The 14574-nt window shown below is 68.9% G+C and carries 15 protein-coding genes; 11 read left to right on the top strand and 4 right to left on the bottom strand.

The annotated features are described in order from the left end of the window. Positions 1–4: 4 nt before the first annotated feature. Positions 5–373: a DUF192 domain-containing protein gene (locus MQE23_RS16260; RefSeq protein ID WP_243379465.1), complete on the bottom strand. Its 369-nt coding sequence runs from the start codon at positions 371–373 to the stop codon at positions 5–7. A 320-nt stretch (positions 374–693) separates the two neighbouring features. Between MQE23_RS16260 and MQE23_RS16255 the strand changes: the two genes are divergently transcribed. From MQE23_RS16255 to MQE23_RS16225, 7 genes are all read left to right on the top strand, one after another. Continuing rightward, the gene (locus MQE23_RS16255) at positions 694–1350 is read left to right on the top strand and encodes a hypothetical protein (protein WP_020276578.1); all 657 of its coding nucleotides are present in this window, start codon (positions 694–696) and stop codon (positions 1348–1350) included. Further along, entirely contained in the window at positions 1338–2387 is a 1050-nt protein-coding gene (locus MQE23_RS16250) for a hypothetical protein (protein ID WP_243379464.1), read from the top strand. Before MQE23_RS16255 ends, MQE23_RS16250 begins: the two co-directional genes overlap by 13 nt. Positions 2388–2537: 150 nt before the next feature. Beyond that, positions 2538–3086, top strand: a complete 549-nt coding sequence (locus tag MQE23_RS16245) for a hypothetical protein (RefSeq protein ID WP_020276576.1) — start codon at positions 2538–2540, stop codon at positions 3084–3086. A gap of 187 nt (positions 3087–3273) precedes the next feature. Next, positions 3274–3933, top strand: coding sequence for a hypothetical protein (locus tag MQE23_RS16240; protein WP_243379463.1), 660 nt, complete (start codon positions 3274–3276; stop codon positions 3931–3933). Positions 3934–4119: 186 nt separating this feature from the next. Further along, positions 4120–4998 carry an LLM class flavin-dependent oxidoreductase gene (locus MQE23_RS16235; protein ID WP_243379462.1) on the top strand — a complete coding sequence of 293 codons (879 nt, stop codon included), beginning with the start codon at positions 4120–4122 and terminating at the stop codon, positions 4996–4998. Positions 4999–5078: 80 nt separating this feature from the next. Further along, positions 5079–5534, top strand: coding sequence for a GNAT family N-acetyltransferase (locus MQE23_RS16230; protein WP_243379461.1), 456 nt, complete (start codon positions 5079–5081; stop codon positions 5532–5534). Between the two features lie 3 nt (positions 5535–5537). Then, positions 5538–6323 carry a methyltransferase domain-containing protein gene (locus MQE23_RS16225; RefSeq protein ID WP_020276570.1) on the top strand — a complete coding sequence of 262 codons (786 nt, stop codon included), beginning with the start codon at positions 5538–5540 and terminating at the stop codon, positions 6321–6323. A 23-nt stretch (positions 6324–6346) separates the two neighbouring features. Here MQE23_RS16225 and MQE23_RS16220 read toward each other — a convergent pair whose 3' ends face one another. After that, on the bottom strand, positions 6347–7543 hold the full coding sequence (locus tag MQE23_RS16220) for a winged helix DNA-binding domain-containing protein (protein ID WP_020276569.1): 1197 nt from the start codon (positions 7541–7543) through the stop codon (positions 6347–6349). Between the two features lie 669 nt (positions 7544–8212). Between MQE23_RS16220 and MQE23_RS16215 the strand changes: the two genes are divergently transcribed. The 4 genes from MQE23_RS16215 (at position 8213) to MQE23_RS16200 (ending at position 13348) form a co-directional block, all read left to right on the top strand. Further along, positions 8213–8986 carry an isoprenyl transferase gene (locus tag MQE23_RS16215; RefSeq protein WP_020276568.1) on the top strand — a complete coding sequence of 258 codons (774 nt, stop codon included), beginning with the start codon at positions 8213–8215 and terminating at the stop codon, positions 8984–8986. A gap of 472 nt (positions 8987–9458) precedes the next feature. Further along, on the top strand, positions 9459–10784 hold the full coding sequence (locus MQE23_RS16210; protein WP_020276567.1) for a PhoH family protein: 1326 nt from the start codon (positions 9459–9461) through the stop codon (positions 10782–10784). Positions 10785–11201: 417 nt separating this feature from the next. Further along, positions 11202–11903: a transglycosylase SLT domain-containing protein gene (locus MQE23_RS16205; RefSeq protein WP_243379460.1), complete on the top strand. Its 702-nt coding sequence runs from the start codon at positions 11202–11204 to the stop codon at positions 11901–11903. Positions 11904–12040: 137 nt separating this feature from the next. Further along, on the top strand, positions 12041–13348 hold the full coding sequence (locus MQE23_RS16200; protein ID WP_037673052.1) for an AI-2E family transporter: 1308 nt from the start codon (positions 12041–12043) through the stop codon (positions 13346–13348). A 96-nt stretch (positions 13349–13444) separates the two neighbouring features. Here MQE23_RS16200 and MQE23_RS16195 read toward each other — a convergent pair whose 3' ends face one another. Both MQE23_RS16195 and MQE23_RS16190 read right to left on the bottom strand, forming a co-directional pair. Next, positions 13445–13978, bottom strand: a complete 534-nt coding sequence (locus tag MQE23_RS16195; protein WP_020276564.1) for an alkyl hydroperoxide reductase — start codon at positions 13976–13978, stop codon at positions 13445–13447. A gap of 6 nt (positions 13979–13984) precedes the next feature. Then, complete coding sequence (locus MQE23_RS16190; protein ID WP_020276563.1) at positions 13985–14539, bottom strand: peroxiredoxin; 555 nt, start codon at positions 14537–14539, stop codon at positions 13985–13987. Between the last annotated feature and the right edge of the window lie 35 nt (positions 14540–14574).

Below are 14574 nucleotides of genomic sequence, written 5' to 3'. Positions count from 1 at the left end.
TGAGCTACGTGATGACCTCGACCGACACACCCCTCCGTACCCCCCACCCCGCCATCACCCCTGCCTCCGCCTCCACCACGTGCCGGGCCCGCAGCCGCGGCATCCCCAACCGCCCCGGCCGCATGGTCCGCACGGCGATGACGCGAAGGTGCCGATCGAGATAGGCGACATCGATCGGCATGCGCATACGAAAGGTGTGCACGCTGTTGGCGGGGGAGAGGAGGATCGCCCCGTCGACGGAATCCCGTCCCAACAGCCCCTTCGTCCGGGCTCGATAGGAGGTGGCGATCTCCAGAGGAACAGTGACAGGCGGCCCTTCACCACCCCCATGTACGACCAACTCCCCGCGCCCGTCCCGCCAACGCCGCCCCATACGGGCCCCCCTCCGACCGCGTCACCTGCCACTTGCCAACGGCTGTACGAACCCGAACGTATCCATAGAGGCGTAGGCCTCACATGGGTCCACGGGCCCATGCCCTTTGCTGGTTCGTGAGTGAAACGCCCGGCATGACGTCACGCCTGACGGGCGGATTGGCGCGTTATGCAACCGTTACGGCTTGAACTGGTCGGCGAAACGCCGATTCCTCCCCATACAGCCCCGTGAGTTGACAACCTTCACTCTGGTGCGGCTCCACACCGCTGTATAGCTTTGGTTCGCTCAAGAGAAGCCTCGCCTCTTAACGGGAGCCGACCGTGAACCGCCGCCCCACCCTCCTCGCAGCGCTCACGCTGACCGCCGCTGCGGCCCTGACGCTGTCCGCGTGCGGGAGCGATGACAGCCCCGAGGGCAAGGACAACGACAAGATCGCGGGAGCCGATACCGGTGCCGGTACCGCCTCGCCCAGCGCATCGGCCCAGCAGGCCGCCGGCCGCCCGGAGATCAAGCTGCCGTCCGACCTGACCATGACCTTCGAAGGCGGCAAGACGGGTGACGCCGTCAAGGACGCCGTACTCGCTGACAACGCCGAGCGTATGCGCTCGGTCAACGCGGCGATCGCGGGAACGGACCCCGAGGCGAAGGCGCTGAACTTCTACAACACCGGCAGGGCGTTGGAGGCGGCCGCGATCTGGGTGGACAAGTTCAAGAAGGCCGATCTCGGCATCACGGGCACCATCCGGTACTACGACCGGACCGTGACACTCGATGGCAGCAAGGCGGCCTCTGTCGTGTTCTGCGCCGACGAGAGCAAGGGCTACGCCAAGGACCTCAAGACGAACAAGCCCAAGGTCACCACGCCCTCCGATGAGGACTTCATCCTTTACAACACGCGGCTGGAGAAGAACAGCGACGGGGTCTGGCAGACCGCCCGCATCGTTTCGACCGCAGGAGCGAAGCAATGCCTGAAGTGAAACGGAGAGCGCTCGGCGGCCTCGTCCTGGCCGCGGCCCTTGTAGTTCTGGGCACACCGAGTGCCTGGGCCAAAGTCACTCCCGACGGCACCACCGAAAGCGACACGAGCACGTCGAAGCCCTCGGGATCCGTGAAGGGTGACACGCTCGCGTCGTCGGCCGGCGGCGTGATCGTCTTTGACCGTTCGAAGAACGGCTCGGGTGAGTCCGCGGGGGGTGTCACGTCCACCAGTTCATGGACCCCACCTCCGTGTTACTACGCTCCGAAGTACACGCCTGAGCAACTCCAGAAAACCATGGAGCCCGTCTGGGAGTCGGAGTCGACGGGGTACCAGTGGGACGCGCAGCAGCGTGACCGGTACGTCAACGGACATCCGTACAAGGACTTCAACAAGGACAAGTCCGGTGAAGGTTACTGGTGGGACGCCTATGTCCCCGAGAGCCAGGTCGGTGCCCCGGGCTCGCTCGACTGCACCAAGCCGATTTTCTGGGTGGACAACGGCGACCCGCCGCCCGCGGACGTCCCCGAGGCCATCACGCCCGAGATACTGGCCCAGCTCGCGTACGCCGAGATCCGGGTCCCTTCGACCACGGTCGAACTCGCGCCTCAGCAAACCACGAAGGTGAACTTGCCGACCTGGGCGTGGCTGGATGCGGCGAAGTTCAAGCCGGTGTCGGTGACGGCCAGCGTCCCGTTGCTGGACATCCAGGCGACGACCACCGCCGAACCGGTCTCTCTGAAGATCGAGCCGGGCACGGCTGACGCCGTCACCTATCCCGCCTCGGGCGAGTGCCGGATCAATGCGGATGGCTCGATCGGTGAACCGTACGCAAAGGGCAAGGCTGACCAGAATCCACCGTGTGGAGTGAGATATTCGCGTTCGTCCGGTGACGGCTCGTACAAACTCAGGGCAACTATCACCTGGAAGATCCACTGGACAGGGACTGGTGTCCAAGGCCAACGACCCCTGCCCGACGGGACGTTCGGCGCTGACCAGGATGTCGTTGTCCAGGAGATCCAGTCCGTCAACCGTTAACGGTTTTCAGGCCCCGCCCAATGCCTTCGGCCCGGCTCGCCGGTGAGGTGGTCGCGGCCGTCGGCGCGTGACGACAGCGACTCGAGGGAATGCTGCCTGAACACCGGAACCGAGGCACGCACGCCGGAGCACAGCACACGGGGGAACACCATGGCCGGGACCAAACCACGCGGACTGCGCAGAAGCGGAGCCGTACTCGCCGCACTGATCGCCCTGACGGCGGCGGCCGGCTGCGGAAGCGACTCGGACGAGCCCGCGAAGGTGTCGTCGTCTCCACCTGGTGAGCGGCCGTCAAAGGCCGATCCCCCGAAACGACCCGAGCCCACGCCCAAGCCCTCGGTGTCCGCCGCGGACGGCCGGGACATCACGGCATGCGCGGACGGCAACTGCGAGATCGTGGTCTCCGAGCCGGTGAAGATCCCCTTCAAGGGTCCGCGTGGCCCGGCCACCCTGTCCGTCACCGAGGTCGGCCCGAACGCCATCGCGTACACGGTGAAGTCGGGCAATGGCCAGTCCAAGGGCAGCGCGAGCGGCCCGGGGCAGGGCTGCATCACCGTCCTCCGCAGCAACGGCAGCGGAAACTCGTGCGGTGGCGTCGGAACCGCAGGGCGGCCGAGTCCCCAGCCGGACGCGGTGGTGATCCAGGCGGCGACCGGGGAGGACGGAACGGCCGTACTCCACCTCGTGTCCGACCGATGACCGTGCGGCTCCCGCGCATCACGCTCAAGGCTCGCCCTGCCGGCCTGGGCTGCCGGGCGTTGCGGCCCACCGTGACCCAGGCGAATCTGTCCCAGTGCACACAACCTTCACCCTGATGCGGCTCCACACCGCTGTATAGCTTTGGTTCGCTCAAGCGAAGCCTCGAACCTCTTACCGGGAGCCGACCGTGAACCGCCGCCCCATCCTCCTCGCAGTGCCCACGCTGACCGCCGCTGCGGCCCTGACGCTGTCGGCCTGCGGGAGTGATGACAGCTCCGAGGGCAAGCACAACGACAAGATCGCGGAAGCCGGTACCGGTGCAGAGAAGCTGGCCTCCCCGAGCACGTCGGCCCAAACCCCCGCAGGCAGACCGAAGATCGAGTTGCCGTCGGACATCACGTACGAGTTCGAGTGGCAGAAGACCGGCGACCCGCAGAAGGACGCCGTGCTCAACGATGCCGAGCAGCGCATCAAGGCCGTGGACATGGCGATCGCCAAGCAGGAGCCGCTGGACAAGGCCTATCGCCTCTACTCGGAGGGCACGGCCGCCGCCGGAAGCCAGGAGTACATCCAGGAGTTCGTGGACCACAAGGCGCGCACGACCGGCCTGACCCGGTACTACAACGAGCGCGTCGACCTCAAGGGCGACGGAACCGCCGCACTCGTTTACTGCGAGGACCAGAGCAAGGCGTTCAACAAATTCCTGGAGACCGGTAAGACCGACGTCACGCCGGTGACGAAGGACAGTTACGTCGCTTACGCAGGCACCCTGCGCAAGAACGACAACGGCGTATGGGTCACCGAGCGACTGATCTCGGAGCGGGGGAGCGAGAAGTGCCGGCCTTGATACGGACCACCGGCACGGGTTGCTTCTGCTCTGGCTGAGCACGCCGGAGGTCGGGCGACGCGCGCAGTACCGCGAGATCCTGCGGCAGATCGCGGAGCTCACGAGTTTCGAGTCGCCGTTGGTCGATGCGTAGGAGACTGCAAAATGCCTTGTCCGTCTCCTCCTGGCGCGGGTAGGAAGAGCAACATGACCGGGCTCGGCGCTGTCTTTCGCCCCCAACTCGCCCCCGAACGACTGCAAGCCGTCGCCCGCGTTGCAGACGCCGCAGGCCTCGAAGAGCTCTGGCTCTGGGAAGACTGTTTCAGAGAGGGGGGTATCTCCACCGCCGCCGCTGCCCTCGCCTGGACCGAGCGCGTGCGGATCGGTGTCGGGCTGTTGCCCGTGCCGTTGCGGAACGTTGCCATCACCGCCATGGAGGTGGCCTCGCTGCACCGGATGTTCCCGGGGCGGGCAATCGTCGGTGTGGGGCATGGCGTGCAGGACTGGATGGGGCAGGTGGGGGCGCAGGTCGAGTCGCCGGTGACCTTGTTGCGGGAGCATCTCGTCGCGCTGCGCGCTCTGCTGGGCGGGGAGCGGGTGACCACCGACGGGCGGTACGTCAGGCTCGACGACGTCGCCCTCGACTGGCCGCCGGAGGGTGGTGGGGGCGGGGTGCTGGCCGGGGCCACCGGGCCGCGTTCGCTGCGGCTCACCGGGGAGGCCGCCGACGGCACCATTCTCACCGCCTCCACCAATCCGGAGGGCGTGCGGAAGGCGCGGCAGCTCATCGAGGAGGGCAGGGAAGTGGTCGGTCGCGGGGCAGGGCCGCACCCTGTCGTCGTGTATCTGCTCACCGCCACCGGGGCCGACGCCGCCGACCGGCTGCGTGCCGAGCTGGACGACGAAGGGCTCGAATCCGTTTCGGATCTCGGTGTCGGCGGGGACGCCGGTGCCGTGGCCAAGGCCGTCGAGCGGCTGGCCGAGGCCGGGGCCGACACCGTGGTCCTCCAGCCCACCGGTGACGAACCGGACCCCGAGGGTTTCGTGCGGTTCGCCGCGGAGGAAGTACGGCCGCTCGTTCCGTAAGCCGCCCTGGGTCCCTGGGCACCCTGGGTGCGACGGCTTCCCCGGTGCCGTTGTCAGTGGCCGGTGCCACACTCATCGGCATGACTACCGAAGACGTGCGGCTGCGTGATGTCGTGGAAGACGATCTCGAGGCGTTCTGCGACTACGAGCAGGATCCCGAGGCAGCCCGGCGGTCGAGGTTCACGCCCCGGCCGCGGGATGCCTTCATGGCGCACTGGAAGCAGCGGGTCCTCGGCGACGACGCCAACTTCGTGCAGACCGTGACCGTGGACGGTGAGGTCGCCGGCAGCTTCGTCGCCTGGTGGGAGGAGGACCGCCGCTTCCTGGGGTACTGGCTCGGGCGCGCGTACTGGGGACGCGGCATCGGCACCCGGGCTCTGGAACTCTTCCTGGAGCGGGAGAAGAACCGGCCCCTGCACGCCGATCCCTTCATCGGTAACACCGGTTCCGTACGTCTCCTCGAGAAGCACGGCTTCCGTCCCGCCGGCACCGTCCAGTACGGAGAGAACGAGCACGTCCTGCTCGTTCTGGCGTAGCAGATGCACCGCACCTTCGAGGACCTCGTGGCCGAAGGCGCCTCCGTCCCCACCGAAGGCTGGGACTTCTCCTGGTTCCAGGGGCGGGCCACCGAGGCGCGGCCCTCCTGGGGGTACGCGACGTCGATGGCCGCGCGGCTGGGACGGGCGAGCGCCGTGCTCGACATCCAGACCGGCGGCGGGGAAGTGCTGGACTTCGCCCTCGCTCAGGCCCCGAAGCGGCCCCTGCTCGCCGTCGCCACCGAGGGCTGGCCGCCGAACGCCGCCAAGGCGACCGCCCTGCTCCGTCCGCGCGGAGTCGCGGTCGTCGCCGTGTCCGAGGACGCCCCGCTGCCCTTCGCCGACGGTGCCTTCGACCTGGTCGTGAGCCGGCATCCCGTCCGTCCGCACTGGGACGAGATCGCCCGCGTCCTCCAGCCCTCAGGGACGTACTTCGCCCAGCACGTGGGGCCGGCCAGCGTCTTCGAGCTGGTCGAGCACTTCCTCGGACCCCAGCCGGACGGGGTGCGCGGTGGTCGTCACCCCGAGCGCGAGCGAGCCGACGCCGAGGCCGCGGGGCTCGACGTCGTCGATCTGCGAGCGGAGCGGCTCCGCATGGAGTTCCACGACATCGGCGCGGTCGTGCACTTCCTGCGGAAGGTGGTGTGGATGGTGCCCGGCTTCACCGTCGAGGCGTACGAGCCGCAACTCCGAGCGTTGCATCGGCGGATCCAGGACGAAGGGCCCTTCGTGGCGCACAGCACCCGCCACCTCTTCGACGCACGCAAGCCGGAGAACCACCGGCTCTGATCAGGCACGCACCACAAGCCTGCTCACGCATGCGGACCCACCCTCACCTCCCCCACCACCAACTCCGCCTTCGCCTCCAGCACTTCGCCGACCCGCTCCACCCGCTCACCCAGTTCCCGTTCCTGCCGTGCCGTCAGCCGGACGAGTGGCTCGACGGTGACGGTCGTACGACGGCCCTGGCGCCGCTGGTGCCAGACGCCCGCCACCACACCGTCGACCAGCAGCACGGGATAGTTGCCCGCCTGGCCGCCCGCCAGGGCACGCTCGTAGGCCGCACCGGGGAAGAGCCGTTCGCGGGGCTGCGCGGCGATGACGTACGCGTCGAAGTACGGCAGCAGTCGCACGCCCCGCACGGGCCCGTCCGGGAACGCGGTGTCACCCGCGGCCACCCACGCCCGCGTGCCCTGGAAGTCGACCTCCTCGATGCCGTCCGCCGCGGCCAGCTCCCGGAACACGGCTCCGGCCCAGCCGGTTGGCGCCGCCAGCCATTTCGCGAAGTGCTGCGGGGTCGCCGGCCCGTACGCATACAGATAACGGCGTACGAACGCCCCCAACGCCTCACCAGGACCCAAGGCCTCGCCAGTCCTCAGCGCCCCGCCTGTCCCCCCGGCCGCCCCCGCGACCGGCGGGCGCGTGTACGTCGCCTTCCGGCCGCGGTTCGGGCCGAAGCACAGCGTGCCCGCCCAGCCCGCCCGGTGCAGCACCTGCCGCCAGCGCGGCCACAGGTCCTGGAAGGCCGGCATCACGCGGTCGCCGGCCCACGGGCCCGTCCGCGCGACGATCTCTTCGGTCAGTTCGTCGAGCGTCAGGCAGGTGTCTTCGAGCGCTTCCCCGATCGCCGCCACGACCTGGGCGGCCTGTTCCTCGGTGAGCCGGACGTCGGGCGGGAAAGGGCTCGGCCCGGTCGGGACCGCGGTCAGCGCGGCCGACCAGAGGGGAAGTTCCCGCGTCGGGAGGAGATGTACCGTTCCGCGCGGCCCGTACGTCTTGACCAGCGATCGTTCGTCCCAGAGCGCCGTCCGTACGTCCGCCCGGGTCAGCCCGGACGTCCGCACCCCCACCGACACCTCGGCCGCGGACGGCACCTGCGCGTGCGCCCCCATCATCGCCCCGACCACCTCGGCGACCGGCGTCCCGTCCCCGGCCGGCCCGGCCAGGTGTTGCCGTTGGGTCCGCCGTGCGCTCGCCGCGTCCCACGTGATCTTCGAGATCGTCGTCATGGCACGACGCTAGACCCGAAGGAGGACAGGTACTGACCTAAATGGACTCACATCGTTATCGCCCGTGAGCAGGGTACGGCTGCGCGGTGCCAGGGCCTCCTCGTCGAGGCAGAGCCTCGGTCTCGAGGCGTCGAGAGGCGTCGAGAGGCGTCGAGAGGCGTCGCGAGGGGTCAAGCGGGCGTTCGCGGACGGCGTCGCCCATCGGGGGGATGCGGGAGACAAGCCGGCGAGCGCGCCCCAAGGTGCGGGAAATCCGCCCGATCCCTCCTCAGGGCGCACGATTCCCCTGTTTAGGGGCTGCTCAGGGGCTGCGTTTCGGCCAAGGGCAAGCCGGGAGCGAAGGGTTCCGGGGGCATCGCCGCGTCGCCGGGCGGCTCCGGAGAGTAGTTGTGGCACGCCGATGCACGCAGCATCACTTACGAAGGGTTATGGTGGAAACCCCCTCGGGCCGGTCCGTATCCCCCCCACGGACCGGCCCGTTTTTTTGTGCGCCGGGACCGGCCCGGAACACCGGCCGGAATCTTGCGTTCCGCACCCGTGGGCGGCCCACGGCGGCAGCAGGGGTAGGCTTCGCCTCCGGGGACTGCCACACGGGCAGGGACCGCCCGCGGCCACGACCGGGCCGCACGCCGCGGCCTGTCCGATCCGTACGGAGGGGCTGACAATCACGTGAACCTGCGCGACAAGCTGCGTGGCCTGCTGGTCAGGCTGTACGCACGCCGGGTGGAAGGCCACCTGGACCACGCTCAGGTGCCCAAGCACATCGGCGTCATCATGGACGGCAACCGGCGCTGGGCGAAGGCAGCCGGTTCCAGCACCGTCCACGGACACCGGGCCGGTGCCGAGAAGATCGAGGAGTTCCTCGGCTGGTGCTCCGAGACGGACGTCGAGGTCGTCACCCTCTGGCTGCTGTCCACGGACAACTTCGACCGGCCGCAGGAGGAGCTCGTCCCCCTGCTCGGCATCATCGAGGACGTCGTGCGCACCCTGGCCGCCGACGGCCGCTGGCGCGTGCACCACGTGGGCACGCCCGATCTGCTGCCCTCCGGGATGCAGACGGTGCTGAAGGAGGCCGAGGAGACCACCGCCCACGTCGACGGGATACTGGTCAACGTCGCCATCGGCTACGGCGGCCGCCAGGAGATCGCCGACGCCGTGCGCTCCATGCTGCTCGACGCCCAGGACCGGGGCACCTCGATGGAGGAGCTCGCCGAGGCCGTCGACATCGACATGATCGGGCGTCACCTCTACACGAGCGACCAGCCCGACCCCGACCTGGTGATCCGCACCAGCGGCGAACAGCGGCTGTCCGGATTCATGCTCTGGCAGACCGCGCACTCCGAGTACTACTTCTGCGACGTGTTCTGGCCGGCGTTCCGCAAGGTCGACTTCCTGCGCGCCATGCGTGACTACGCCGCCCGCCACCGGCGCTACGGCGGCTGAACAGCGCCGCTCCGCCCGCGACCGCGGCCACGGCGGCTGAACCGCGCTGCGCCGCCCGCGACCGGCGGCCACGATGGCTGAACCGCGCTCCGGCGCACGCCGCCGGGCATGGGACTTCGCGGGATCCCGCAGACCGCCGGTACCGCGGTCGCCGCACGTCGCAAACCTTCCCGGTACCCCTCCGAAGGCGCACGTAACGCGGAGTTAACCGGCCCGCCGTCATATGCCGTGGCATGGCGACGCCCGTTCGAGGGCATAAGCCAGTCAGGTCGACGCCCGAACCCCGGGTGTCGGATCTCAGCGGACGGCACGGGGCCGTCCGCCCGGGAGGCCCTTTGCACCAGCCCGATCGTGCGGTCACAGCACGGACGAAGAGGCGGAGGGCCGGTTCTCGGCCCGCGCAGGGCGGCCGACGACCGGTCCAGCTCCACTCCGTCGCTCCCCGACCTCATCCGAGGGGGTACGTCCTTCCGTGGTGACCAGCACAAAGCGCCACAAGCCCGACCGGCGCACCTATGTTCTCGACACCAGCGTCCTGCTGGCCGACCCGAACGCCCTGAGCCGCTTCGACGAGCACGAGGTCGTGCTTCCCATCGTCGTGGTGACGGAACTGGAGGCCAAGCGGAACCATCCCGAACTCGGCTACTTCGCACGGCAGGCCCTGCGTCTGCTCGACGACTACCGGGTGCGGTACGGCCGCCTCGATGCCCCCATCCCCACCGGGGACCTCGGCGGAACCGTCCGTGTCGAGCTCAATCACTCGGACCCCAGCGTGCTGCCCAGCGGCTACCGCCTGGGGGACAACGACTCCCGCATCCTGGCGGTCGCCCGCAACCTCCAGGCGGAGGGGTTCGACGTCACCGTCGTGTCGAAGGACCTCCCGCTCAGGATCAAGGCGTCCTCCGTCGGGCTCCTCGCCGAGGAGTACCGCGCGGAACTCGCCATCACGGACTCCTCCGGCTGGACCGGAATGTCCGAACTGACCCTGACCGGCGAGCAGGTGGACGTCCTCTTCGAGGAGGGGCACGTCCATGTCCCCGAGGCGGCCGGCCTGCCGGTGCACACGGGCCTGATGATCCAGTCGGAGCGCGGCAAGGCGCTCGGGCGGGTCACGGCCGAGGGCGACATCCGTGTCGTGCGCGGGGATCGTGAGGCGTTCGGCATCAAGGGCCGCAGCGCCGAGCAGCGGATCGCGCTCGACCTGCTGCTGGACCCGGACGTCGGGATCGTCTCGATGGGCGGCCGGGCCGGCACCGGCAAGTCGGCGCTGGCGCTGTGCGCGGGCCTGGAGGCGGTGCTGGAGCGCCGTCAGCACCAGAAGGTGATGGTCTTCCGTCCGCTGTACGCGGTGGGCGGGCAGGAGCTCGGCTATCTGCCAGGCTCCGAGGCGGAGAAGATGAGCCCCTGGGCCCAGGCCGTGTTCGACACGCTGTCGGCGGTCACCAGCCGGGAGGTCATCGAGGAGGTCACCGCCCGCGGGATGCTGGAGGTGCTGCCGCTCACCCACATCCGCGGCCGTTCGCTGCACGACGCGTTCGTGATCGTCGACGAGGCACAGTCGCTGGAACGGAACGTACTTCTTACCGTTCTGTCCCGTATCGGAGCCAATTCACGGGTGGTTCTCACCCACGACGTGGCCCAGCGGGACAACCTGAGGGTCGGCCGGTACGACGGAGTCGTCGCCGTCGTCGAGAAACTGAAGGGTCATCCGCTTTTCGCGCACGTGACCCTGACCCGGTCCGAGAGGTCGCAGATCGCTGCTCTTGTGACCGAAATGCTCGAAGACGGACACATCTGACCGTCCTGCCCCAAACGGAGGCGGTTACGCAGTAGTTGGCGCCGTCCGGAAAGGCGAAGAGCCTAGCCGGGCGGCGCCTTCGCGTGTGGGCTTTCTGTGAATCTCCCGGGTCAAACGGGATGTGAGCTTTCACACGCAACTTGGAATTGCCTTGCCCCGTCGAGTTGCGGCAGAGTCTCACTCCTGTCAGGCCCCGCATACGACACACCTGTACCCCCAGCGGTACGGCACCACTAAGAGCACAGCTTCAACTTCATAGCGATGTCGTATGCCGCCCGAGCACTACGCGGCGCTCCCGTGAGGGAGTTGCCCACCGGGCCCGCGCCTCCCGTGACCCCGCAGTTGGGGAGGCCAGTGCCAGGGGCACGATTGCGTCCGCGAGGGTCACCGAAGCGGGCGATGCTGGAAGGAAACCGTGTGAGCCGGATCTCGGTCCGGGGATTCGCAGTGGCCTCGGCCACGGCGGTCACCGCTGTCGGAAGCGTCGTCGGCGTTGCCTCGGGCAGCACCGCACAGAACAACGACGCCGAAGCGACGGCCAGCGGCACCACGCTGCTCGCAGACATTCCCGCGGGCCAGCAGGCCCAGGTGCAGACGGCGTCGCTGACGCAGCAGGCCGACGCACAGGCCATCGCCGCGGACGTGAGCGCGAAGAAGGACGCCGAGGAGGCCGCCCGCAAGGCTGCCGCCGAGACGGCCATCGCCAAGAAGAAGGAAGCCGCCGAGAAGGCCGCCGCGGCCGAGAAGGCCGCCAAGGAGCGCGCGGAGGCCAAGGAGGCCGCCAGCCGCTCCAAGGACATCTCCGACTTCCCCGTCGCGACCTCCTACTCCATCGCCCAGATCCAGGCGATGGCGCGGCAGATGGTGCCGGCGGGTCAGTTCCAGTGCTTCAGCAACATCGTGGACCACGAGTCCGACTGGAACTACAAGGCGGTCAACCCTTCCTCCGGGGCCTACGGAATGTTCCAGGCGCTGCCCGGTTCCAAGATGTCGTCCGTCGGTGACGACTGGCGGACCAACCCGGCCACCCAGATCAAGTGGGGCCTGAACTACATGAACGACCGCTACGGCAGCCCGTGTGACGCCTGGTCGTTCTGGCAGGCCAACAACTGGTACTGAGCCCGCGGCCCTTCAGCCGCAGCGATCCTCAGCGCGAGCCCCTCACCGTCGTACGGTGAGGGGCTCGCGCCATGTACGGTCTTGACGGACGACTCCAGGGGGGAGTGGTGCGGAGAGACGGGGGAAAAGGACGGATCATGTCGCGAGTGCCAGGGTGGCTCGGCCGGCTCGGTGCCGGACTGACCGAGATGAGCGAGCGGTGGAACGAACGCCGCGCCGAGGCCGAACGGGAGCGGGACGAGACCGAGTCCCGGACGTCGTCCGACGAACACGTGCCGCCGCCCCCGGACTACGCGCCCGATGTGCCCGCCCGGCCCGATCCGGCGCTGGCCGTGCCGTGGGGGATGCGGGTCGCGGCGGAGGCCGGCTGGCGGCTGCTCGTCCTCGCGGGCACGCTGTGGGTGCTCACGCGGATCATCAGCGCCGTACAGCTGGTGGTGCTGGCGTTCGTGAGCGCGCTGCTCATCACCGCGATCCTCCAGCCGACCGTGGCGCGGCTGCGGCGGCTCGGAGTGCCGCGCGGGCCGGCCACGGCGCTGACCGCGATCCTCGGCTTCGTCGTCATGGGGCTCATCGGCTGGTTCGTGACCTGGCAGGTCATGGAGAACATCGACGACCTCTCGGGCCAGATCCAGGACGGCATCGACGAGCTGCGGAACTGGCTGCTGAACAGCCCCTTCCACGTCACGGACAAGCAGATCAACGAGATCGCCAAGAACCTGCGGGAGGCGGTCGGAGCGAACACCGACCAGATCACCTCGGCGGGGCTGGAGGGCGTGACGGTCGTCGTCGAGTCGCTGACGGGGATTCTGCTGGCGGTCTTCTCGACGCTGTTCCTGCTCTACGACGGCAAGCGGATCTGGGAGTGGACGCTGAAGCTGGTGCCGGCGGCGGCGCGGCCGGGCGTGGCCGGGGCCGGGCCGGCGGCGTGGCGGACGCTGACGGCGTATGTGCGGGGCACGGTGATCGTCGCGCTGATCGACGCGATCTTCATCGGGCTGGGGATCTACTTCCTCGACGTGCCGATGGCCGTGCCGCTGGCGGTGTTCATCTTCCTGTTCGCGTTCATCCCGCTGGTGGGTGCGGTGGTGTCCGGGGCGCTGGCGGTGGTGGTCGCGCTGGTCACCCAGGGGGTGTTCACGGCTGTCATGACGCTGGTGGTGGTGCTGGCGGTGCAGCAGATCGAGGGCCACATCCTGCAGCCGTTCATTCTGGGGCGGGCGGTGCGGGTGCATCCGCTGGCCGTGGTGCTGTCCGTGGCGTGCGGGGGGATGGTCGCCGGGATCGGTGGCGCGGTGGTGGCCGTGCCGTTGGTCGCCGTGACGAACACGGTCGCGGGGTATCTGCGGGCGTACTCGCGGCAGTCGGCAATGCGGCATTCGGTCCGCCCGCGGGGTGCTACGGCGATGAGTGCGGAGCCCGAACGGCAGGCGCCGTCGGAGTAGTCCGAGCCTCCCGAGCAGCCTGCCGTGAAAGGCAACAGGGCCCCGCCCACCGGTCAGGTGGGCGGGGCCCTGCAATGCGGGGCGTACGGCCGGGGGTTACTCGGCCAGTGCCGCCTCGGCGTCCAGCGTCACGCCGACCGCCTGGATCACGGACGCGATCTTGAACGCCTCCTGGATGACCTCGCGGTCGAGGCCGGCCTTGCGCAGGACCTGCTCGTGGGAGTCCAGGCACATGCCGCAGCCGTTGATGGCGGAGACCGCGAAGGACCACAGTTCGAAGTCGACCTTGTCGACGCCCGGGTTGCCGATGACGTTCATCCGCAGGCCCGCGCGCAGGTTGCCGTACTCGTGGTCCGACAGCAGGTGCCGCGTGCGGTAGAAGACGTTGTTCATCGCCATCACCGCGGCGGCGGCCTTCGCCGCCGTGTAGGCCTCGGGCGACAGGTTGGCCTTCGCCTCCGGCTCCAGCTCGCGCAGCACGATCGGGGAGCGCGAGGCGATCGCGGTCGCCAGCACCGTGCCCCACAGCTGCTGGGCCGGCAGGTCCGAGTTGCCGATGACCGAGCCCAGGTTGAGCTTCAGGTCCTTGGCGTAGTCCGGTATGGCGGACTTGAGTGCGTCGAGGGACATGTCAGATCACTCTCCGGCGAGCAGCGCGACCGGGTCGAGGGTCTCGTCGCCCTTCGACCAGTTGCAGGGGCACAGCTCGTCCGTCTGGAGGGCGTCCAGGACCCGCAGGACCTCCTTCGGGTTACGGCCGACCGATCCCGCGGTCACCATCGAGAACTGGATCTCGTTGTTCTGGTCCACGATGAACACCGCGCGCTTGGCGAAGCCGTCCTCACCCTCGATGCCGAGGTCGCGCATCAGCTCGTGCTTGGAGTCGGCCATCATCGGGAACGGCAGGTCACGCAGGTCGTCGTGGTCCTTGCGCCAGGCGTGGTGGACGAACTCGGAGTCGCCGGAGAAGCCGAGGACCTGGGCGTCGCGGTCGGCGAACTCGTCGTTCAGCTTGCCGAAGGCGGCGATCTCGGTCGGGCACACGAAGGTGAAGTCCTTGGGCCACGCGAAGATGACCTTCCACTGACCCTCGTAGGTCTTGTGGTTGATCTGCTGGAACTCCTTGCCCTTCTCCAGCGAGACGCAGGCGGTCAGATCGAACTCGGGGAACTTGTCACCGACAGTGAGCACACGCTCTCCTTGCAGCGAAGAAACACCCGGATTGC

The sequence above is a fragment of the Streptomyces sp. HP-A2021 genome (genome assembly GCF_022807935.1).
Taxonomy (GTDB): Bacteria; Actinomycetota; Actinomycetes; order Streptomycetales; family Streptomycetaceae; genus Streptomyces; species Streptomyces afghaniensis.
Note: the sequence above shows the minus strand (reverse complement) of the source record. Positions and strands in the feature narration are given on the sequence as shown.

Coding starts and splice junctions, on each gene's coding strand:
- MQE23_RS16260 (WP_243379465.1), bottom strand. CDS start 373: ATGGGGCGGCGTTGGCGGGACGGGCGCGGGGAGTTGGTCGTACATGGG.
- MQE23_RS16250 (WP_243379464.1), top strand. CDS start 1,338: ATGCCTGAAGTGAAACGGAGAGCGCTCGGCGGCCTCGTCCTGGCCGCG.
- MQE23_RS16245 (WP_020276576.1), top strand. CDS start 2,538: ATGGCCGGGACCAAACCACGCGGACTGCGCAGAAGCGGAGCCGTACTC.
- MQE23_RS16235 (WP_243379462.1), top strand. CDS start 4,120: ATGACCGGGCTCGGCGCTGTCTTTCGCCCCCAACTCGCCCCCGAACGA.
- MQE23_RS16230 (WP_243379461.1), top strand. CDS start 5,079: ATGACTACCGAAGACGTGCGGCTGCGTGATGTCGTGGAAGACGATCTC.
- MQE23_RS16225 (WP_020276570.1), top strand. CDS start 5,538: ATGCACCGCACCTTCGAGGACCTCGTGGCCGAAGGCGCCTCCGTCCCC.
- MQE23_RS16220 (WP_020276569.1), bottom strand. CDS start 7,543: ATGACGACGATCTCGAAGATCACGTGGGACGCGGCGAGCGCACGGCGG.
- MQE23_RS16200 (WP_037673052.1), top strand. CDS start 12,041: ATGTCGCGAGTGCCAGGGTGGCTCGGCCGGCTCGGTGCCGGACTGACC.
- MQE23_RS16195 (WP_020276564.1), bottom strand. CDS start 13,978: ATGTCCCTCGACGCACTCAAGTCCGCCATACCGGACTACGCCAAGGAC.